This is a genomic window from Halobacillus sp. H74, assembly GCF_052246715.1.
Taxonomy (GTDB): Bacteria; Bacillota; Bacilli; order Bacillales; family Halobacillaceae; genus Halobacillus; species Halobacillus litoralis_A.
In genome coordinates this window covers 261161-283864 of sequence record NZ_JBQQCI010000003.1, presented here as the reverse complement: position 1 = coordinate 283864, position 22704 = coordinate 261161, and the positions used below count along the sequence as shown (strand labels likewise).

Here is a 22704-nt window from a genome sequence, read left to right as displayed (position 1 = left end):
CAATTGGATATTAAAGGAAGAGGTATCATCACAGGGTTTAATGTCGATAAAAATTTTGTCGATAAACAGTGAAAGGAGGTTTTACTGATTTAAGACATTCAGGTATACTTTCTTGTTGGTTTCATATTATAAAGACTATAAATATGTTCATTTCCGGAGCAGTCTAGAGCTGGATAAATAAAAAACTTTCCCAATAGTAGAAGTTTGATATTTTTTCCTCGATCTAAATTCAGAGTCGTTACCACTCACAAAAGGACATTTACAAAACTCTAAAAAACAGTTAACAATTTTGTCATTTTGTGGTATCTTTAATTCAAGCCATCTTAATTAGAGATAATAAATCATAAGAGACGAAAGTTTGTATAGGTATAGGTGGCAGGGGGAGCCTCAGTTTTAAAACTGAGGCTTTTTTTAATGAGTCTTTGAATTTGAACAGAACGCATTCCCCCGACAACCTTAAGATACCCTTTAAAGTGTTTTTTTCCATGCTTAAGACATGAAAAATCTCCAGGCATAAAAAAAGAAAGCCCCGAAGAGCTCTCTGCTAATTCTATATCAAACTATATGGTTATTTCATCAACCCTAATCTTATCGCCCTCTCTCTTCCCGTCTGTTTAAAATATGAATTGAAAATATAAAGAGCTTGTTCTTTGGTGTACCTCCGGTTTCGTACTTGAGGCCATTCTTTGATCTTGGCAGGATCGATCACCCGCTCCCATTTCGATTGTACTTTTACTTTGACCGTTTGATGACCCATGACACCGAGGGCAGCCATGCGATGTTGTCCTGCTGTCAGTTTAAATCGATAATCTTTTCCACTTTTCAAAAAGTACCCTCTTATATAACCGTCTGGAAAATGACGAGGCTGGTAGCCTGCTTTCCTTATCTTTTTGTACACTCGCAGCGTCCGTAAAAGCTCAGTTTCTCCATATGCTTCCGAGTTCGGACCGAAATGCTGATGATCGCCTTCAGGTAGCTTTAAGTTGTTTTCCCAAGGTAAAGGCATCCATAGATTATGCTTTTTCAATGGTGTATCAGCTACCTTATAAAACAATCCCTCCCGCAGTGACTTCGGTTGAAAAAGCTGATAATACTTACGCAAGATTGATTTTTTATATGAAAGGGATGGTTCATCGATGTATTGCTTGATGGTAGCGCAAAAATAATGCCATCCATCATCCGCATATGAAAAGCCAAGCCAATCCCGGCACTTCTTCACCTCTACCTTCACAATAGCAGCTTCACTGTCAACAGCGGCAAACCCTTTAGGATTGGCCACGTGAACCTACTCCTTTACTCACGAATCCTTCTGTCTTATATGATCATTGATTTTCAGCCACTCTGGATGATTTTCGAAGACATTGAGCGTGTCCTTTAAAGTGAACTTTTCATTTTTCGGATATAATTCCTTCAGAATATGCTCGATCAATTGGAAATCTTCTTTTGTATCAACAGTCCAACGATGATGGCTGGCATCCTGCGAGTAAGTAATGTGGAAAGAAGGAAACCTCTGCTCATTCCTAATGATAAAAGGAGTCACATGTTCACGATCAAATGGGAGACGAGCTTCCCGGCAGGCCTGTTCTAAAGCTTTGAACGAGAAGATGCTCGTATCCATCCCTCGTGGATAACTCCGCATTTCCGTATTGGAACCATAATCATACCTGTAATGATTTTTAACATAATAATCCACTACTTGATCAATGACTTCAGGGTCAATCAGTGGACAATCCGCCGTCAATCGCACCACCGCCTCTGCATCATATGCTTCAGCCGCCCGGTAGAACCGGTCCAGCACATCGTGTTCAGAACCTCGGAAGTGTGAAACGGATAACTGATTACAAAGGTCAATGATCGGGTCATCCTTCTGCTTTGTTGATGTGGCAATCACAATCTCAGTAATCGATTTCGCCCTCTGCATTCGTTCGATTTGATATTCGAGCAACGACTTCCCCATGACCTTCATCAATACTTTCCCCGGCAGCCTTGTCGATCCCATTCGGGCCTGAACAATAGCGACGACTTTCAAAATCTCTCCCCCTTACCCAATAAAATCCCACGACATCGGGGTCCCCCGGCTCACATCTGCATTGACTCTTTTACCTAATAAAACATCGTAATAGTGAGGGGGCAAACCAAAACCTGGCCGGATAGCCCTTAGATTCTCTTTTGTAAGGTATTCACCAGCCTTTAAATCTTCGGTGATGTATAACGAACGACGATATTTTCCTGAAGCCTTCTCACTCGCAGTTGGACCATAGCTCACCTTTCCAAGTGCCTGCCATGCTCTTTGCGTCTCTTCCACAAGACTTTTCATTTCAGTTGGTTCTAAAGAGAACTTGGCATCGACACCCCCATCCTCCCGTTTCAACGTAAAGTGTTTTTCAATCACTGTCGCCCCTAACGCCACACTGGCAACAGCCACGCCGGTCCCTAAGGTATGATCAGATAATCCGACCTGACAATTGAACAAATCTTTGAGGTGGGGAATGGTTGAGATGTTTGAATTCGCGGGTGATGCCGGATAACTGCTTGTGCATTTCAATAAAACGAGGTCCTTACACCCCGCTCCCTGTGCCGCTTCAACCATCTCTTCTATTTCCCCGACCGTAGCCATTCCTGTAGAAATGATCACTGGTTTACCCGTGGCAGCGACTTTTCGAATCAACGGTAGATCTGTATTTTCAAACGATGCAATTTTGTACAGCGGTACATTCAGGCTTTCCAAAAAATCTACAGCTGTTTCGTCAAAAGGGGTACTGAAGGCGATCATGCCCAGTTCCCTGCTTCGCTTGAAGATCTTCTCATGCCAATCCCAGGGAGTGTAAGCTTCTTGATAAAGCTGATACAAACTTTTCCCTTTCCATAGACTCTCTGAATCCTTGATTTGAAATTCTTTTCCTTTATGATCCAACGTCATCGTATCCGCCGTATACGTTTGGATTTTCAATGCATGTGCACCGCTTGCCGCTGCCTGTTCTACAATTTCCAGGGCACGTTCCAACGATTGATTATGGTTTCCTGACATCTCGGCTATGATGAAAGGAGGATGATCTACACCTATTTGTTTACTTTGCACCTTGATGTCCACTGTCCATCCCCCCTAATGCTTTCCTTATCATTTTCCATCGATTGTAGAACAACCCCATTGGAATTACATCGATGAAGTCATCCCCTCTTCTTATCTGTTCTTTCAACCGTCCTTCTTCCAAAAAACCCAATTTCTCATGAAAACGGACGCTGATTTTATTGAATCCCAATACTTCGGCACATACTTTCCGTACATCCACTTCGGAAAATATAAAATCCAATGCATGTATTCCCATCATCGTCCCAGACCCTTTAGGGGTGTCCTTTTCACCAATATAAAAACCCCAATAACATGTCTGATGTACAAGATCGATATCCGTAAACCGTACGACCCCTAAAGGACGCCCTTCTCCAAGGAACAGTTTCGTATAAGACGATGGATTCTTTTTTTCCCTATCAAACCAATCGACATGATCCAACCACGGAATCGGTTGGTCATTGTACATATTTTTTCTGATCTCTTCTCTATTGCGCCATTTCCATACAAGCTTCAAATCCGATACTTCCATATCTCTCAATAAAAAATCAGTCATGATGATCTCCACCCATAAGGTACTTGGTAACTCCATACCTTTCATGGTCTTTCATGATTTCTCGAATTGACTTCCATGCTTGCAGAACAATAGAAGAATCATCATCCAGTTCCTGCAATTGCTTGTAAATGTCTTCCACCCTCACTTTTTCACTTTTACCTAAATTGAAAATGGCGCCTTTCTCTTCCAGAAATGCAATGATTTCGGTTTGATTACTTGCTGTTTCGATCACTATAGAAGGGAGGTTCATATAGCAGCGCTCCCAAACGGAACCCCCTCCTGCCCCGATTGCTATATCCGCTTTCTGCATTAAACGGGCGATTTCGTTGGTTTGAATATGAAGATGAAACTCCTTGACCTTTTTGCAAAATGCTAAGATTTCTGTTTGATATGGATTAGACTTGCCGATCACCACATCAACCTCTGGCTGCTTTTCCAACATCAGAATCGCCTTGAGTGCCTTCAATGTTTCATTGGTAGGGTCACTTCCCCCAAACGAGACTAGAATCCGCTCCAGGGTGCCATTAGGGTTACTCAAACGTTCAGCTTCCAGGATGAACTCCTCGCGCAACAATGTATAAGCTGGCCCCAATAACTTGACAGTCCCATCCGGTATCCGTCCTTCATATCTTTTATCCATATCGGGATAAAGATTTTGATCCAATAGAAGGTGACAATCATGCGGGCGATCAGCAAGGTCATCGATGACCATCAAACGTTTGACTGATGATTTCAATACCCTTTCCCATCTGGCATCAAGATCGTAATGATCGACAATCAACCAATCAACAATCCCGACGTTATCCAAAATACCCAGGCTCCGTGCTGCATCTTCACGCCACGATATCCCCTCTGCTCCAGTAATGGCATAAACAGCGAACCTTTTCTGTTGAATAAAATCAACTAGATCGCCAGGTCTTCTTCTGCACATAAAAAAAACCTCTGCCCCTTGCATACGAAGTTCCTCCGCAAGAGTGAGACACCGCATCACATGACCGGTCCCTGAATCCGTCGAGGCATCTGTTCTGAATCCGACCCTCATACGCCCGCCTCTTTTTCATAATGGGTAACGACTTTTTTCACTGCCCTGATGACATCCCTCACGTCACCCTTTGTCATCTTCGGGAAAAGCGGCAGAGTTATGACCTGTTCATAAATCGATTCTGCGATCGGACAAGCCCCTGAAGAATAGCCGAGTCTTTGATAATAGGGCTGGGTATGAACAGGCATGTAATGGACATTGACTCCGATGTTTTCTGCTCTTAGTGCATGAAATACCTCGGTCCTCTGCTTAGCCAATGGACCATTCAAACGAATGATATAAAGGTGCCAGCTAGATTGGCTTCCCTCCATTTGAAAAGGGGGCGCCACATGGTCCATCTTTTCAAATGCTTTCGTATATTGCCTGGCATACTCTTTTCTTTTTTCTACAAAACCCGCCAACTTCTTCAACTGACTGACTCCAAGAGCAGCCTGGATATCAGTAAGCCTATAATTCATGCCTAAACATTGCATTTCATACTCCCAATCTTTCCGTTCTTGTTCAAGCTGGATCACATCTCTGGTAATCCCATGAGTGCGAAATAGCTTAAGCTTCTCATAATAGACTGGGTTGTTTGTGGTGATCGCACCACCCTCTCCTGTTGTTATGTGCTTGACAGGATGAAAGCTGAACATCGTCATATCACTGAATGAACCGACCTTCTTCCCTTTGAAGTCAGCACCCAGTGCATGAGCTGCATCTTCTATGATGACGAGGCCCTTGTCATCAGCTATTCTCTGCAGCTGTTCATAATCAGCGGGCTGGCCTGTGAAATCGACAGGGATAATCGCTTTCGTCCTCCCAGTCACTAACGACTCTACAGACACCGGATCGATATTATAAGTGTTTGGGTCGACATCAGCAAAGACCGGCTTACCTCCCATATAGAGGACGCAATTCGCACTAGCTGCAAACGTGAGGGGTGTAGTGATCACTTCATCACCATCTGTAATTCCTGCTGCAAAACAGGCGGCATGAAGAGCAGCTGTACCATTGGAAAAAGCGACCGCATACTTAGAGCCGACATAATCGGAGAGTTTTCTTTCGAAGCGCTCGATTGTCGGCCCTGTTGTAATAAAGTCGCTCTGCAATGTTGCAACTACTGCTTCTATGTCTTTTTCATCGATCCACTGGCTTCCATAAGGTAAAAGTGTATCACGGACTGGTTTCCCACCGAATATCGCCATGTTTTCTTTCACTACCACCGTCCCCTTTAAATTAATTTAGTTGTTTGAATCCACTCTTCCGTCCGGCGTATCCCTTCTTCTAACGTGACGGAAGGCTCCCAGCCTAAGAGTCGTTTAGCTTTGCTATAATCACACAAAAGCTTAGGAATCTCACTTTGAGGGTGAATATGCTCCACATAGCTGATTCTTCCTGGATCATCGGCGATCAACTCTGCCAATTCTTTGATACGAATGTCTTTGCCTAGACCTGCGTTCACAATCTCTCCATTCGTTTCATCTTTATATCCAGCTTCTATAACAAAACGGGCGCAATCCTCTACGTACAATAAATCTCTTGTCTGCATACCATCCCCATAGATTTGTAGTGGAAGTCCATTCAACTTGTTCTTAATGAAAATAGCGACTACTCCGCCTTCTCCTCCAGTTTTCTGGAAAGGTCCATAAGTATTGAAAGGACGAATAACCGTGACTGGAAGACCATACGCATAGTAATAGGACAAGACCATATTTTCTGCTGCTATTTTCGCACCAGCATAGGGTGAAGCAGGTTTGATTCGGTCCTTTTCAGTGATCCCTTTCTCATCAGGAGCACGATCATAAACCATACATGTGCTCATAAAGACCATCTTCACACTACGCTTCCTGCATTGTTCCAATAGATGAAAGGTGCCGATTGTATCATTATTGAAGGTCGTTTCCGGATCGTCGATGCTGTCCTGCACGTTGATACTTGCTGCCAAATGGTAGCAAAGATCGATGCCGGGATAAAATAAACTTTCCACCGTGTTGACATCTTTGATATCTCCATGCACGAATGCTTTAAAATTTTTGTGTGCCAATAGTTCATCAATGTTCTCAATTCTGCCATTCGATAAATCGTCCATCACCCAGACGTTGTGTTTTTCATCCAACAGACGTTTGACGACCCATCTTCCAATGAAACCAGCTCCACCTGTTACGAGAATGTTCAAGTGCACACCCCTCCCTTATATTGACCATACATATTTTTCGAATGGCGACATTATTCATAGAATGATGAATAACCGAAAAGGGATCATCGAAACCTTTGGATCAGATCAGCTAGTCGTCTGCCAGAAGATTGTTTAGTCGAATAGGATTGAGCTAAAAATTTATTCATTTTGCTGTAGGTGTAACTTTTCATTTGATCTGATTTGAAAAAGTCTAAAACAAGCTCTGCTAATACTCCTGGATCTTTTTGCACAAGTTTACCCAAGATCGTGTAATAGCCCGAATATCCTGGAAAAGGTTCATTCAGGATAAAAACAGGTTTTTTAGCTAGTATTGCTTCTAACCCGACAGTCGAAGAATAAGAAACGACGACATCGGCCAATTGGATGAGGTCATAAAGTTGACAGCCATGGGCAGATAGAATAGAGGAGTGAGTTTTTGAGAGTTTGTGAGGCTTGGAATTAGGAAAGTCTTTTACGATAATATTTAGGTTTTTATTCGATCTCAATTTTGCAAGGAACTTCTTCCAGCTTTTCAACTGATTATTTCCCCTTACAATGACTAATACATTTCTCTTTTTCGGATGGGCTCCAAGTTTTTGTGCAAGCTTTTCTTTATTCAATTTGGGAGCGCTATGAATCATGTCAAACCTCGGGTGACCGATTATTTCCATAGCTTTTTTACTTATCCCATTTTTTCTGTACCAGTCCACCTCAAACGGGCCATAAACTGCATCGTAGTCAGCGATTTTCGGTAAATAACCGAATTCACCTGATATGATGCCGTGCTGCATGCAGATCGTCGCTATCCCGTGTGCAGCTGCAACCATTACTAAAGTCCGACTTTCCGGATAGTGAGTAGAGGGGACAACAACCGCCGTGACCGGTACACTGCGGAATAGCTTCCCAGCTTCCTCGACTCGATTGATGATTTTTGCGATTTGAATAAAAAACCTTTTCCTGAATATCTCGTCACTATAAACCGGATGACCCTTGAAAGAGTTGATCAAGCCAGTTGCTTTCTGTTTCATTTTACCGATAGCAGCTTTATTGTTAATTTGGTAGCTATCAAAATAATTGGGCGTCATCGAAACCTGCTTTACAACCTGTTTGCCCTTAACATTGCGACGTGTCCTTTTCATTGTACTGGACGTTCTTTTCTTCGGATTCTTCTTTTTGTTCTTTTTTATTTTTTTCTTTGATGTCTTCGGTTGTGTCTTGGATTTTGGAATCCTTTGCTTAGCTCTCGCCCTTTCTTGAAAAAGAAGGACACTTTTTGAATCGAAGTATTTCGCGAACGTTTCATTAGGAAAACGCAGAAGTTTATATACATCGTGGAAAATCACTTTTCCATCCGTATTTTTCTTGAGCGGTTTTTGATGCAAAGCTTTGAAAGCACTGAATTTTGCTTGAACTTCTGATGTGTTCTTCACATTGTTTCTCAGATTCTTACTGAATGCGGGATGCGCCATGCCTCCAGCGGCTTTTAAATCTTTATTTAACAGACTACGATAATGACATAGATATGCAATGGAATAGCCTTTGTAATTCAAATCTTTGAAGTCTTCTAAAAAATCCAAGTACAAGGACCAATAGTTTTGTTCGAAGGTATTCATTATTTCCTCCTTTCTCTGAAAAACTAAACAAGACGTTGAGTTTTCAATAATTGATACAACTCCTCTAAACTTAGCGGCTGACCTCCAGATGAGCTATACGTCCCGGGCCGGGCTTTCCTTCCGCCTTCGTAGCGGACATTTCCTTTTGTGAAAAAAGGGATGACGTACATATCCGATAAATCCCATGCTGTCAAAGATTCCTCATGCGTCATTAACTCTTCATACATTTTCTCCCCTGGTCGTAAGCCGATTTCCTCAATACTTATTTTATTTGAATCTAAGCCATGTTGCTGGCAGGTTTCGTCAATTACTACCCTTGTTAGGGTCGCTAATGAAACAACCGGCATTTTCAATACAAAGATCTCGCCTCCCATAGCTTCCTTCAAGGCTTTAATCGTTAGCGTTGTCGCCTGTTCTAGCGTCATCATAAACCGTGTCATCGTGCTGTCTGTTACCGTGATCTTCTTATTTTCCAAAATTTGATGCTTAAAAAGAGGGATGACTGACCCTCTTGAGCCCATGACATTCCCAAAGCGAACACTGGCAAATGCTGTTTTCTTGTTCCCTTTACTGTATTCCGCAGCTGTGATCAATCGTTCCGCCGTCAATTTCGTTGCACCATAAGTATTCGTCGGCGATATCGCTTTGTCCGTGCTTGTGAACACGACTTTGCTTACATTCTGCTCCAGTGCTGCTTTAATGACATTATTCGTCCCGTGAACATTCGTGAGCACAGCTTCATAAGGATTGTATTCGCAAGCAGGCACATGCTTCATCGCAGCTAAATGAAACACATAGTCGATTTCCTGCATCGCGGTGTGAAGTCTATCATAGTCACGGATGTCACCAATTAGAAAGCGGACATTCTCCCTTTCACCTAAGTCATTTTGGAGTTGGTGTTGTTTATGCTCATCACGGCTGAATACTCTTATGGCACTTGGAGACTCATGAAGTAACGTTTTTACGATACTCGTGCCGATGGTCCCCGTCCCTCCAATTACTAATATTTTCTTTCCTTTAAAAAACACAGAACCTTCTCCTTTTTTAGCAATCTAGTATTTTCACCTAATGAAGTAGGCAGTATTATCCCTGATACAAACATACTTTTGACTATTATTTATATTCCATAAATAGAATTTGGTGAACATAATAGATTCCAGCCTAGAATCTAAAGCGCAAGCGCCTTGATCAGCCCCGACAAGCTTAAGCAAACCTTTGAAGTGGCGGCCTTTTGCCACAGCAAAGGGCTTGCTTAAGACCTCGAGGGGGTAGGCGCTGGAGCTAGACGAATCAAAAGCGGAAGCGACTTGATCAGTCTCGACAAGCTTAAGAACATACGTAACGTGAAGCGGTTTTCTTCACGAAACGGAGGGACTTAAGACCTCGAGAGGCTAGGCGCTGGAGCTGGACGAATCAAAAGCGGAAGCGCCTTGATTACCCCCGACAAGCTTAAGAACATCCACATCGTGCGGTGCCTACTCAAGTTTCACTTATAATTACTCACACAAAAAGCGCAGGAAAACGCCCTGCGCTAAGTTCAGAAATTCCCTTCATTGATTTCTTATCTATACTTGATAATCACATATTAATTTTTTAAATGAAACAATCGATCAGCAAGCATGGTGATCTTCACATGCTCTGTTTGATTTTGCTGTTCTATACGGTCGATCCCCTTAAAAAAATCCGCTATTTCCTGAGAAATAAGCGAAGGAAACATCTGCTTAATCTTTTTCCTGGTATCTCTCTTAAAGCGATAATGTTTGGAAGGTCGCTTATTTTCAGAAGAGAGGGAAACAGAAGCCAGGTGTCCTAAAATTATCCTGTATGCAAATTCATTTCTCTTTTCCGGGCCGTAAAACTCAGGTAAAAGTGCTGACTTCTTCTTTTCCCTTCTTATTCTCTTTCCTTTTATCCAGGAAGACTCACTTTGACTGATCAATATTTGTAATTCCTTAAGGCTAGTGACAGTTTGACTAACGTCTTGGGTGAGAGGAACATCAAAAGTCGGCGATTGAACAGGCATATAAGAAATCACCATTTTATCAAGCAGGTATCCCTCTATCCCAGTCGTACACCCATTATGAATGAGCGCTGATGCTCCTAACAACCAATGGAGGACATACCCACTTCGAATGACCTGGACGTTTTCCAATCCAAGTAAATCCTCTTGGTAGCTTTCCAATCGTTCAGCTGGATGAGGACGAACGATAAAGGCTAAAGCTGGGTGGTTTTTACTCAACTGTTTGATCATCGATATAAAATGACCGTAGAGTTTTTTTATATATTCTTCTTGCGGACTCAAGTGGCCACCCTTTTTCCCACTTATTGTATTGTACAGGGTGAAACGAGTGTTAATAAGTATGTAAGGACCGTACTTGTTCTTCAATTCTTCCCCTTTCTCCTGATAAAGGACACGATATTTGGGACTAAGCAGATCGAACCTCGGATTACCTGTAACGGTACAATTACTTTTGAACTGAGGGTAGGCCTTTTCAATAACTCGTTTCTGGCTATCGCCCCAACAATATACGTGGTCGATTTGTGGAAGGAGATCCTGATGCATCCGGCTTCTCAAATAAATATTTTCATCAGGAAAAACCAGCCCTTCTTCATCCAATTCCACGACGTAATGCCCCCTTTGATCTGCTTGGGTCAGTACCTTCTTCCGAAATCCGCGTGCATATCCTTTTCCTAAAAAGATACCTCTAGGGTAAATGCTGGACGCTTCTTGAACTTTACTATGCTCACCTATGATCACTTGATAACCTTCTGAAAGGGCATAATAAGCCAATAACAGTTTCCCATCTAATTCCCTTGATTTGATTTCGATAGGCAAGTAAAGAATGCCCCCCATACCACCGCCCCCTTCTACTAATCTGGGTTTTATTAAACTAAGACATTTGTGAAGTTTACTATACCGAAGCCACCAATCCATCTCATCAAAAGGTACTATCATGGGGGGATAGCTAACCCCGCCTTACCAGCTTAGACTTAGTTTTGACAGATTCTAACGACATCTCATATCACAAGGAGGCGTTGAAAAATTGGGAATCTCGTGCGAGATACACGGGTCAGGTGAGACCCAGGAAGGCTCAGCACACGTCCACGGAAAGCGCCACCCTTCCCAACGCCCCTTTCTCCACGCTGTATCTTGGAATCGGTCCTTCAACACCCCTGGATGTCTACGGAACAAATTTAAGTTATGAATAAAATGGCTGTAGTTTATGATTTTGTTAAACGTGTAATGAGGTCCTTTAAAGTCTCAGCGGAAGACTTCTTGATCGGATATGCTGTTGCCATGAATTCATTCCTTTTCAACACAACCCTCTTCTGTAACGATCGCTTCTGAAAATAGCGATGCACGACTTCTGCCAGCTTTGCCGGGTCTTTTTGAACAAGCTCTTCTAATTGATCATAATAACCAGTGTATGTTGGGGTGGTCGTCGATAAAATGAAAACCGGTTTATTGGCAATCATCGCTTCTAACCCGACTGTAGAAATATAAGCAACTACTGCATCGGAATAGGGAAGCAAATCATATAAGTGATACTGTTTAGACGAGGAAGTATAGGTATATTTAGTTGTCAGTTCATGAGGCTTTGAAGCTGGAAAGTCTTTTATAATAATATTATAATCACCCAATTGATGAAGAGCCTGAACCATCAATCCCCACTTTTTCACATAGGCTTGCCCTCTCACAATGACTAATATGGTCTTCTTTCTAATATCCAACCCTAAGTCTTTATAAAGCTTTTCTCTAGTAAAAGAGGGTTTTCGGTTGATTATATCAAACCTTGGATGCCCCACTATATCAACCGCCTGTTCCGAAACTCCCATTTTCTTGAACCAATTCACCTCAAATTGGCCATAAACCGCATCGACATCCGCTACTTTCGGTAGATAACCCATTTCACTTGCTACCATACCATGTTGCATGCAAATCGTAGGTATATTCTCTTCGGCAGCCACCATCGCTATTGTCCGACTTTGATAGTAATGGGTTGAAGAAAATACAATACAAGAAACAGGAACTTTACGTAAGAAATTTTTAGACTCTACAATACGGCGGACGATCCCATTAATCTGACGGTCAAAAGCGATTTTGAATGTCGGGTCATTAAACATTGGGTGGTCTTTATGTTTTGAAATAATATTTTCGGCCATTTTTTGTAAAACTAGCACATCCTTATCAACATCTTCCAAATAATCGATCAGATAACTGGCCGTAAGCCCTTCTTTGGTCTTGGCTTTCGCTACCTTTTTCCCTTTACCCCTGACATCACGAATAACAAAAGTATCCTCCGGCTTAAAATGCTTCAAGATGATATCACTCGGGAAACGCAGCAGATTGGCAGCATTATACAAGGCGACTTTTCCATTGTTATTGCGTTTCTTATGGGAGGTATGAGACTTTTTATAATCAGTGAAGAGTTTTTGAAAAGATGGTTTATCCTTAGTGTGGTGAGAAAGGTGATCTGAAAATTTCTCTGAAGTAAGATTGGTTTTGACATAAACATTATCTCTAATCAAGCTTCTGAAATGACACAAATAAGGAATGGAAAAGCCTCGATACTCAACGGTCTTGAACACTTCCAGGAATTCTTGATAAAGTGACCAGAAATTCCGTTCAAAAACATTCATCTTATCCCCCCCTAAAGCGTTATCGAATCAATTAATACCTTCAATTGTTCACTCGCAGTCCTCGGGTCCTGTGTATAATGACCGGCTAGGAACTCCTTCCTTTTTTCTTCCCACTTCTGATTCTGTTTACCTTCCAGCGTGATCATTAAGTGTTTAATCATAAGCTGTGGGGATTCGTACATATACTCCGCCATTCCCTTGTAATAGTTGGTTGTACTTTCAACCAACGTCTTCAACTTCCATAAAAATACGGGCTTACCCGCCAACATCGCTTCTAAAATAATTGTAGACTCATAACTGACTACTGCATCGACGTTATGCAGTAAATCATAAAGGTGTGTATCATCAGCAAATTTAATGTGTGGGAAGCTCTTCTGAAGCTCTACTGTTTTGGCAGAATTTCTTTGTTTTCCGTTCCTTTGTTTGACAATGACTTTTACATTCTTTTTTTGCCCGATCTGTTTTAAAAAAGATTGAGGAAAATCGGTTTCCAAGTGATGAATGACTAATAGCACTGCTTTATCCTCCACACTAACACCAAAGTGGGACCGAAAGGCATCTGGCTTCATTGGTTTCCGAACGCTGATTTCATCGAACCTTGGATGCCCGATCTCTTTCAATGCGTGAGCAGGGGCACCCTTTGAGGCATACCAATCCCTTTCGAATTTCCCGTAAACTGCTTGATACGTAGCCACCAGAGGAAGGTATCCGAACTCCAACATGATCACTCCATGCTGAAGGCAAACGGTCGGGATTCCTTTTGATGAAGCTACTAATGATAGAATTCTTGTATCGCTGCTGTTGGTGGTCCCTACAACCAGGCAAGAAACAGAATTGGATTCAAAAAACTTTTTTGCGGCCACGATTTGTTTCATTATTTTAGGTATTTGGTTAATAAATCGAGTACGGAAATTACTATTACTATAAATGGGGTGTGGTTTGGCAGCATCTATATATTTTTCAGCTTTCCTTTCGTAGGCTTTAATCGTATTATCCTTGATAGACTGATAACGATTTAGACCATCTACTACAACCCCATCCTCCTTCCCGACCTTCTTCACCGCCGGTTTAAGAAGAATAGTAGAAGATGAAGGGAAATGTGCTTTCAATAACGGGGCAGGTATCCTTAAAACATTGTCATAAAAAACCACTTTCCCTTTATTTTTCGTTATTTTCTGTTTCACGGGAGAGAGGTAGACATCAAATAAAGATTGCAAATGGTTTTCCTTGTTTAACAAACTTCTTTTTGTACCTGTATTTGGCGTACTATTTAGTAAATGGTCATGAATTTTTTTGTTTTCATAAATGAGAACATAATAGGGGGAAACCAAAGGAATCGAAATGCCTAAGTAAGATAAACGTTTAAAATCTTTAATGAACTCAGCATAGGACAGCCAATAGTTACGTTCGAAATTATTCATTTTATTTGTTACCTCCTCTTCACCACAGACTACATCCCATTCGGAAACCCCATACTGAATCATCGTATGAAACTAACGCAAGAAAAATTAATGAAACTAATAATTTCGTGGATAACGTAACTGTCTCTCAGATGATATCTGGCCATTGAATGAAAAAATCCCAAGGAAAAGTTCCCTGGGATTTCTTCATCATTCATATTCTTTTTCAAAAACTTTTGTACTTCTGACTGTATTAATCGGACGGACGTAATTTTCAATTTCCTCACGTTTCGGTTCGAGCTTTGGCGGCAATGCCAACTTCTCCCCAAGTGTTTCATATGGTTCATCACCCATGAATCCCGGTCCGTCAGTCGCGAATTCAAACAAGATTTGTGGCGCGACATTCGCATACAAAGAGCCGAAATAATGACGATCGACGAATCCAGACGTGCGGAAACCGAATTTTGGTAAGCGTTCAATCCATTCCTCCAGCGCATCACGATCCTCTACACGAAAGGCAGCATGGTGGACAGTGCCATAGCCTTGACGTGCTGGCGGCAGAATTGCATTGTACTCGACTACCACAGAAGCCCCATTTCCGCCTTTTCCGGCTTCAAACAAACGGAATGATCCTTCTTCAGCAACCTCTCTGAACATCATCACTTTTTCCAACATCTCTTTAAAATACTTGACGTCATCGACTCGCACATACAATGGCCCAAGCCCTGTAATCGCGTATTCAAGCGGGATCGGTCCATTCTGCCACGGGGTCCCCGCAACTACTCCATCGTCGTTTTCATCAGATACGAGTTCATATGCCTGATCGTCAAAATCGACGAAAGGAAGCACCTTTTTGCCAAAGCGTTCTTCAATACCTTTATGCTTTATCTCCAAACGGTCAAATCGTTTCTCCCAGTAATCAATCGCCGCATCGCTCGGCACTCGGAACGATGTTTTGGCAATTTCATTCGTCCCATGTGAGCCCTTCGGAATTCCCGGGAAGTCAAAGAACGTCATGTCCGTCCCTGGACTCCCTTTATCATCAGCAAAGAATAGGTGATAGGTTTCTATATCATCCTGGTTCACCGTTTTCTTCACAAGTCGCATCCCCAACACATATGTGAAAAACTCATAATTCTTTTCCGCACTGCTCGTTATGGCGGTCACATGGTGAATCCCTTTCAATTCGTTCATTACATCCCCTCCATTTATCTATAGTCATCCGGCCGCAAATTGTCTCAACTTCAAGATAAATATAATATATTACTCTTCTTCTGTCAATTTCTGTGTGCTCAATTTACCTCTAAAAGCATAAACCTTAGAAAGAAGGATTCCCCTTCTCTTTTCCATCACGAATATCTTGCAAAAGGAGGTTCATCGCTATGGAAACATTTCTTGTGTTTGTGAACATCGCTATCATTTTCGCGTTTATTTTTGTTCTCATCCGTATGCAGCAAAAACATGTCTCATTCAGTAAACGTGTCTTCGCTGGTCTAGGTTTCGGTATCTTAATCGGGGTCTATTTACAGCTCGCCTTCGGTACCGAATCAACGGTTGTTTCACAAACGACTGACTGGTACAATATCGCCGGTCGCGGTTACGTCCGTTTACTGATGATGATCGTCATTCCACTCATCCTTGTTTCTATCATCCAATCCATCATCAATCTTGAAAAATCATCAGAACTCGGCAAAATTTCGCTCTGGATTATCGGCATCCTGGTGGGCACGACTGCCATCGCTGCGCTCGTAGGTATTGGAAGTTCTTTTTTATTCGATTTGAACGCAAGTCAAATCGAAGCAGGTCAGGCAGAAGAAAGCCGCGGCCTTTATCTGGAGGAACGCCTTACTGATGTGGAAGACATGACGACCCCGCAAAAAATATTAGAGTTTATTCCTGCCAACCCATTCCTTGATATGACAGGTGACAGAGCAACTTCAACAATTGCAGTCGTCATCTTTGCAGCCTTCATCGGTGTCGCCCTTTTAGGTGTCAAACGCAGACAGCCGGACCAAGCTGAAGTTTTTATCAAAGGGGTTAATTCGATTTACGCTGTCGTCATGAGAATCGTCAAGATTGTACTCCGCTTGACTCCGATCGGTATTCTAGGTCTCATGGCTGTCACTGTCGCCCAAACCGATGTCGCCGGGATATTGGAATTAGGTAAATTCGTGGTCGCCTCTTATGTCGCTCTAGGTGTCATGTTCCTTCTACATCTTGTCCTGATTAGTGTGGTCGGTTTGAATCCATTTACGTATTTGAAAAAAGTACTCCCTGTACTCGGGTTCGCTTTTACTTCCCGGTCGAGCGCCGGCACGATTCCATTGAATATCTCTGCTCAGAAAAACAACCTTGGTGTCGATGAAGGCATCGCCAACATGTCCGCTTCATTTGGAGCAACCATCGGACAAAACGGTTGTGCCGGTATTTACCCGGCCATGTTAGCCGTCATGATTGCACCGACCGTGGGGATCGATCCACTGAGTCCGGGATTTCTGATTCAACTTGTTCTCATTGTTGCTATCAGTTCCTTTGGGGTCGCAGGTGTTGGTGGAGGAGCAACATTTGCTGCCTTGATCGTCTTGTCATCAATGAATCTCCCAGTCGCTCTCGCTGGTTTGCTCATTTCTGTCGAACCATTGATCGACATGGGCCGTACTGCGCTGAATGTCAACGGAGCAATGACTTCAGGGACACTTACTTCACGAATATTATACAGACTGAACGTTGACCGCTTTAATGACAAGAATGCTATTGAAAAGGATATCAGCTAATAAACGTTCAGCGGCTACTAATATAGTAGCCGCTGTTTTTTGTGCGTCACCGGATATCAAGGGGTTCTTTTGCCAACTCATAAAGAAAAGTGAAGGATCAACTACTGGAGGCGACAATATGGTGCACAAAACAAATTCATATATTGGAATACACAAGAAGAGCTCCTTTGAAAAAAGGAACTCTTCTTTAAATCTATTCTGCTACACTCACATCATCCATACCATCCTGATCCCCGATTTGCCATGTTCCTAAACGCCTCGGGTCCCCGCCTCCATACATTTGCAAAACATCACCATCTCTACGAATACCAAGCCCTTGAATTCCACCATAGAACACGGGAGAATCATGCTCGATGACAGAATAGCCCTTCACATCTCTTAAGCGGGCTATCGGGTCATTCTCGATCATATTCTCCAAATGGACGACATTATCCTCCGTATAAAAACGTGAGCGGCCGATTGCTTCTTGCAACGTCAAACGTTCGCCTGAATCTTCATTGCGCCCGTACTCATATTGGATTAATGTCTGGATAAGCATCGCAGGGATTCTTTTCCCACCCGGAGAACCAATACCCAGTACAGCACGGCCTTCTTCAGCAAAAATCATCGGAGAAACGAATGAACGCGGTCGTTTGCCTGGTTCATAGGAGTTCATCGAATCTTCTGCGGTATCGAAGTTGTTCATTTGGTGGTTCAGGAAGAATCCATTTACATAAAGTCCTGAACCGAAGAACTTCCCAAGAGAGTTGGTCGTAGACACCATCATGCCATTTTTATCCACCACGACAAAATGGGTGGTATTGCGGTTATCCTCTTTTTCTCCAGGAGCCGTGAACATCTCGGCTGAACTTGTCATCGCATCTTCCTCGGCAAAGAAAGCTTCTTCAAACAAACCCTCCGCGTAAGCCGTCGATGTCAGCTTTTCTTGTTCTACATCTTCAAATTCGGGATCTCCTAATGTATAAACACGATCACTATATACTGTATTGACGATCTTGTTCACTAAATGGATATATATGTCCTCATACTGTTCATCATTGGCGATTTCTTCCATGCTCTCAGGTACATTCCCCGCAAGAAAAGCCGGCAAATCTCCACTAGCCGTGGCGTACTCCGCCTGTAGCACTTCTTCTAAGTTGCTTTCCAATTGTTCGATCATCTTCAGTGCCTGGATAACTATAATCCCAGACGTCGGGGAAGAACCCGCGTAAAGGGTCTGATTTCTGAATTCACCTTCAGGGGCTGGACGCTTTCCAACCTCATAAGAAGAAAGATCCCCCTCTTCAAAGCCAAGTTCAGCTGTCAACGCATCTGCAATTTTTCCCTCATAAAAAGCTTCAGGACCATCTTCCTGCAAGGTTTTCAATGTGGTCGCAAGCTCCTCTTGCACGAGGGTATCATTAATTTGCAACGGTCGATCTTCTGGATAAAACTTATTAAAAATCTCAGGATCCTCATTTCCTGATTGAATGAAGCGCCTGGAATTTTGCAATTGCTCATTGAAAATACGTCCGACTTGAATACCTTCTTCACTATGTGTGACCGCATCTTCTAAAAGAGTACTCCATTCCATCTGATCTCCATAATCTTCATAGACCGCTTCCATTCCTTTGACAAAACCAGGGACAGCGATCCCCCGCTGCGGTCGCGCCCCGCTTTCAGGGGCAGCTTCACGATAATCATAAGTTACTGCTCCTTCATCAGGTTCGTGGACGACCATTTGTCCCCCACCTCCGATGCCTGAGCCATATGGTTCTACAACATTCAATACAAAGGAAACCGCAATCGCGGCTTCAGCAGCATTCCCGCCTTGGTTCATTACCTTCATCCCTGCTTCAACAGCAAGCGGGTGGACGGCACTGACCCCGTAGACAAATGCCTCTTCCTCACCAGAAGTGTCCACTTCAACGGTTTCAGCACGGTCTTCTACGGTATAAGGCTCACGAAATTGGTCGAATTCATCTTCAAAATAGACATTCCACCCGACCAATCCAATGAAAATGATGCCCGCAAGTATATAGGTCACTTTCAAATCATTCAAACCACCAGACCTCCTATCCCTCTATTACGCCAGCTTTTTTCAAATCGACAATGAGCCTTCCATCTTCCATCCGCCAATATTCTTTATCCAACTCTTTACGTAAGGTACGGAAAATACGGAAATCCCGAAACGGCTTTAAAATTCCATTCGTTTCCCGCGGCCGTGTATCTGATATCTGCATAGGAACGAATGATAGTTCCACACCATCATCGCTCAAAAAATCGAGTTGTGCCATTGTGGAATCTTTCGTTCTTGACCACCCCTGGTCAAAGACAAAATTTCCCAAGCTATTCATCACGATCGCCGTTTTATCTTCACTCGCAAGCTCCCCTTCATCCGCTTCAATATGGACGCGGGTGATCGGTTCTAATATATGAGAGTGGTGACCGATAATCACGTCTGCCCCCATATCTGTCATCAAATAGGCGAGCGTTTCCTGGGTGGTGTTGGAACCTACTTGGTACTCATCGCCCCAATGGGCGTGGACCATTACGATGTCCGCTTGTTCTTTTGCTTCACGGATCCTGCTTTGCAAAACGCCGAGCCCGGCATTTGTCAAAACACCACCAACATATTCACTGGCACTATATCCCTGGACGAAGACGTCAGTGAAACCTAAGATTGCTACATTTCTTCCATCTGCTTCGAAATATTGGATTTGTCCTGCATCCGTCATCGTTTCATCTTCATCAAACAAATCATCAGCAGGATCCAATGCACGCCCTATGCCTAGCATATCAACATCGACGCCTTCCATATGTTTCAGTGTTTCTTCCAATGATAGATTTCCATAGTCCATCATATGATTATTCGCCATATTGACAGAGTCGAACCCAGCATCCTCTAATGCCTGCTCGGCTCCTTTTTCCGCATACAAGTGGATATCTTTATTGTGTAACTCAAAGTCTTCCATGACACTTTTCACTTCAGGATCATCCACATTGATGACAGGGTTCTCAAAGTTTCCTGTCACATAATCCGATTGTTCCAGAAATGGAGTGACATAATCGAAAACCCGCCCGATCGGCTCCCCACTTCTTACAGCAGCATCCCGGACATGTCGGCCGAGCATCATATCCCCTACCATTGAAATACGATAATCTACGTCCTTTGGTCGAGTGTCTTCCGGTAAGGTCGGACGGTCGATCCACGAGTGACCAAAAAACGGCACAGCCAAAATCACCGCTAAGATTGCGGAGTGGAGTCCCGCTTTTTTCTTATGCTTTTTCGTCCATACTTTTATTTTATATTTCAAGTCTTTTTCCTGCATCACAAAGGCTCCTCTAAATCAAATGATACGCCGAAATCAATACGAAAGTCGCGAACGCAATTAAAAAAGTGGCGCTGAACGTCGGTAATACGCCTTGTCTTTGAATCGAGTTTGCAATTAACCCCGGTACGATGACCCCGATTCCCCTCAGCTCCATGACCGGAAACGGCGTGAGCGGATATAAATAATCCATGGACATTTTCATAAGAACACCGACTGTCAACATCGCGGCAAATTTGCGACGTCCATATAAAACCGTAAATCTTGTTAAAACTTGTGATACGAGCAGGTAAGTAACCAGACTGATCAAACCTACAGCCAACACGTACATAACTTGATCGAAAATTAATGCTATGTAACCAGGGACGACCAGCCCTGCAGGTACAATCCCTGTTTTCTCTGCGTACAATAGACTCAGTAATACTCCAATGACAATTGCTATATATAAATCTGTACCGAACACGTGGACTCCAACTCCCTACCATTATTTGTTCGTCTGCAGGACTCTCCCCTGGAACGAGCGCTCCCGGGTTGTTTCCTGAATCTCATCCCAACCAGTGCGTTCTTCGGTCAGTGATGGGGTGATTTCCAATTCCTCTATCGCAGCGGCCACTTTTTCTCCTGCGCCGACGATATTTCCAATTCCATATATCACACTTCGATCAGGAAGTTCTTGAAGTTGATCTACAATCACTTCTGTCGATGCTTTTTCCAAGTTAATGAGATTCAAAGGTCTGATTTTCCCTTCCTCATAGGCTTGGGTGATCGGCCATACACTCTCTCCCATCACGATTAAGCGCTCCATTTCAATATAAGGCAAGACATTTTCCGCAAAATCAATCGTCCGCTCAACACGATCACTACGACAACTCATAACGATTGTACTTTCATCGCTCGGATAATCAAGTTCCTGGATCCGCTCCCAAATATTCAATGTGGATGTAGTATCATTGGCAGCAAAGCCATTGAAAAAATACTTCGGTGCTTCTTCCCTTCCGAAGCGGTGCACACGCATTGCGCCAGGATCGACTGGAGCGTTGAGCATTCCTTCCATGGCTACCTTACGCTTGATTCCTAATATATCCGCCACAGCCATTGCCAAAGCTGCATTCTGAGGGAAAATCATGAACGGAAATTCCTGCAAATATTCTTCCTCAATCCAGCTCTCTTCAGCAACAACGACCACCGTATTCTTACGGCGAGCTATTTTTTCAAAATATTTTTGGTAGGGCGTTTCCGGAATTATAAGGTATCCATTCTCCGGGATTGTCGAGCTGAAGGCTTCTGCGATATCATCAAGGGTCGGTCCCATTACGTCCATATGGTCTTCAATCACATTAGCAATTATCGTAATGTTCGCTTTGACAAGACGCTCCTGAAAGACCTTTTGGTATTCAGGATTGACTGCCATGCACTCACTTACGAAAGCATCCGCCCTTCGCTTCACGACACGCTCCGTTATCTTCATCTGTTCATTGATATTAGGTCCTTGCAACCCACGTATAATCGGCTCTTCATCCTCTTTATCCCAATAAAACATACGTGCTGAAGTACCAGTCGTTTTTCCGATGACTTTACGATCATCTTCTTTCAAAATTCCCATCACCAAACGAGTAACTGTCGATTTACCCCGGATTCCATTGACCAGAATCCGCGTCGGAATTTTTGTCAGTCGACGATCCAGCTTATATTTCTCCCATAATCCTATGATCAATACAAAAACGAAAAAGATCATCAAATAGGCTAATTCATCCACAAAATTTCACATCCCTCTCTATTAAACAACGATACCATGCCTATCTCTTCTCTAAAACTATCAAATTATAACAAATTTCGCCACCGTCCATCAAAAGTACTACCATTATTCCATACCCTATTACAAAGTATTTAAAAAGAAGTTACAAGAAAAAATTTTGAATTCAAGTCTTTTAACATTGATTTCCGATAAATATTTCGTTCAACAGCAAAATTTTATGTCGTAGTACAAAAGCGCAAGCGCCTTGTTCACCCCCGACAAGCTTAAGCAAACCTTTGAAGTGGCGGCTCTTTGCCACAGCAAAGGGCTTGCTTAAGACCTCGAGGGGGTAGGCGCTGGAGCTGGATGAGTCAAAAGCGTAAGCGCCTTGAACAGCCTCGACAAGC

General features: G+C 42.9%; 18 protein-coding genes. 1 reads left to right on the top strand and 17 read right to left on the bottom strand.

All coding sequences use genetic code 11. From position 1 onward, the window contains the following. Window positions 1-568: 568 nt before the first annotated feature. The 13 genes from ACTWPX_RS07785 to ACTWPX_RS07725 all read right to left on the bottom strand — a co-directional run bounded on the left by ACTWPX_RS07785 (window position 569) and on the right by ACTWPX_RS07725 (window position 15671). Entirely contained in the window at window positions 569-1279 is a 711-nt protein-coding gene (locus tag ACTWPX_RS07785; RefSeq protein ID WP_443119231.1) for a hypothetical protein, read from the bottom strand. 18 nt (window positions 1280-1297) lie between these two features. Beyond that, window positions 1298-2029, bottom strand: a complete 732-nt coding sequence (locus ACTWPX_RS07780; RefSeq protein WP_443119230.1) for a cytidylyltransferase domain-containing protein — start codon at window positions 2027-2029, stop codon at window positions 1298-1300. 12 nt (window positions 2030-2041) lie between these two features. Further along, the gene (gene pseI, locus ACTWPX_RS07775) at window positions 2042-3091 is read right to left on the bottom strand and encodes a pseudaminic acid synthase (RefSeq protein ID WP_443119229.1); all 1050 of its coding nucleotides are present in this window, start codon (window positions 3089-3091) and stop codon (window positions 2042-2044) included. Next, window positions 3069-3623, bottom strand: coding sequence for a UDP-4-amino-4,6-dideoxy-N-acetyl-beta-L-altrosamine N-acetyltransferase (pseH, locus tag ACTWPX_RS07770; protein WP_443119228.1), 555 nt, complete (start codon window positions 3621-3623; stop codon window positions 3069-3071). The genes pseI and pseH overlap by 23 nt, the downstream gene beginning before the upstream one ends. Then, window positions 3616-4665, bottom strand: a complete 1050-nt coding sequence (gene pseG, locus ACTWPX_RS07765; RefSeq protein ID WP_443119227.1) for a UDP-2,4-diacetamido-2,4,6-trideoxy-beta-L-altropyranose hydrolase — start codon at window positions 4663-4665, stop codon at window positions 3616-3618. Before pseG ends, pseH begins: the two co-directional genes overlap by 8 nt. Beyond that, window positions 4662-5852 (bottom strand): UDP-4-amino-4,6-dideoxy-N-acetyl-beta-L-altrosamine transaminase, encoded by a 1191-nt coding sequence (pseC, locus tag ACTWPX_RS07760; protein WP_443119514.1) that lies wholly within the window; start codon window positions 5850-5852, stop codon window positions 4662-4664. The genes pseG and pseC overlap by 4 nt, the downstream gene beginning before the upstream one ends. A gap of 26 nt (window positions 5853-5878) precedes the next feature. Then, window positions 5879-6823 (bottom strand): dTDP-glucose 4,6-dehydratase, encoded by a 945-nt coding sequence (locus ACTWPX_RS07755; RefSeq protein WP_443119226.1) that lies wholly within the window; start codon window positions 6821-6823, stop codon window positions 5879-5881. Between the two features lie 83 nt (window positions 6824-6906). Next, window positions 6907-8436 carry a hypothetical protein gene (locus tag ACTWPX_RS07750; protein ID WP_443119225.1) on the bottom strand — a complete coding sequence of 510 codons (1530 nt, stop codon included), beginning with the start codon at window positions 8434-8436 and terminating at the stop codon, window positions 6907-6909. Between the two features lie 23 nt (window positions 8437-8459). Next, window positions 8460-9464 (bottom strand): SDR family NAD(P)-dependent oxidoreductase, encoded by a 1005-nt coding sequence (locus ACTWPX_RS07745; RefSeq protein ID WP_443119224.1) that lies wholly within the window; start codon window positions 9462-9464, stop codon window positions 8460-8462. Between the two features lie 557 nt (window positions 9465-10021). Further along, window positions 10022-11290: a surface carbohydrate biosynthesis protein gene (locus ACTWPX_RS07740; RefSeq protein ID WP_443119223.1), complete on the bottom strand. Its 1269-nt coding sequence runs from the start codon at window positions 11288-11290 to the stop codon at window positions 10022-10024. Window positions 11291-11658: 368 nt separating this feature from the next. After that, a complete protein-coding gene (locus ACTWPX_RS07735) occupies window positions 11659-13077 on the bottom strand; it encodes a hypothetical protein (protein ID WP_443119222.1) in 1419 nt (472 codons plus the stop codon). Between the two features lie 11 nt (window positions 13078-13088). Next, window positions 13089-14498 carry a hypothetical protein gene (locus ACTWPX_RS07730; RefSeq protein ID WP_443119221.1) on the bottom strand — a complete coding sequence of 470 codons (1410 nt, stop codon included), beginning with the start codon at window positions 14496-14498 and terminating at the stop codon, window positions 13089-13091. 189 nt (window positions 14499-14687) lie between these two features. After that, complete coding sequence (locus ACTWPX_RS07725; protein ID WP_443119220.1) at window positions 14688-15671, bottom strand: ring-cleaving dioxygenase; 984 nt, start codon at window positions 15669-15671, stop codon at window positions 14688-14690. A 188-nt stretch (window positions 15672-15859) separates the two neighbouring features. On the opposite strand from ACTWPX_RS07725, the gene ACTWPX_RS07720 reads away from it, so the two are divergent. Next, a complete protein-coding gene (locus tag ACTWPX_RS07720) occupies window positions 15860-17251 on the top strand; it encodes an L-cystine transporter (RefSeq protein ID WP_443119219.1) in 1392 nt (463 codons plus the stop codon). Between the two features lie 193 nt (window positions 17252-17444). Here ACTWPX_RS07720 and ACTWPX_RS07715 read toward each other — a convergent pair whose 3' ends face one another. From ACTWPX_RS07715 to pgsB, 4 genes are read right to left on the bottom strand one after another with little or no spacing between them, the layout of a single operon-like run. Then, window positions 17445-19292, bottom strand: a complete 1848-nt coding sequence (locus ACTWPX_RS07715; protein ID WP_443119218.1) for a gamma-glutamyltransferase family protein — start codon at window positions 19290-19292, stop codon at window positions 17445-17447. A 13-nt stretch (window positions 19293-19305) separates the two neighbouring features. Further along, window positions 19306-20562 carry a CapA family protein gene (locus ACTWPX_RS07710; protein ID WP_443119217.1) on the bottom strand — a complete coding sequence of 419 codons (1257 nt, stop codon included), beginning with the start codon at window positions 20560-20562 and terminating at the stop codon, window positions 19306-19308. A 13-nt stretch (window positions 20563-20575) separates the two neighbouring features. Next, window positions 20576-21025, bottom strand: a complete 450-nt coding sequence (gene pgsC / locus ACTWPX_RS07705; protein WP_128524458.1) for a poly-gamma-glutamate biosynthesis protein PgsC — start codon at window positions 21023-21025, stop codon at window positions 20576-20578. A 21-nt stretch (window positions 21026-21046) separates the two neighbouring features. Beyond that, window positions 21047-22297 carry a poly-gamma-glutamate synthase PgsB gene (pgsB, locus tag ACTWPX_RS07700; RefSeq protein ID WP_443119513.1) on the bottom strand — a complete coding sequence of 417 codons (1251 nt, stop codon included), beginning with the start codon at window positions 22295-22297 and terminating at the stop codon, window positions 21047-21049. Between the last annotated feature and the right edge of the window lie 407 nt (window positions 22298-22704).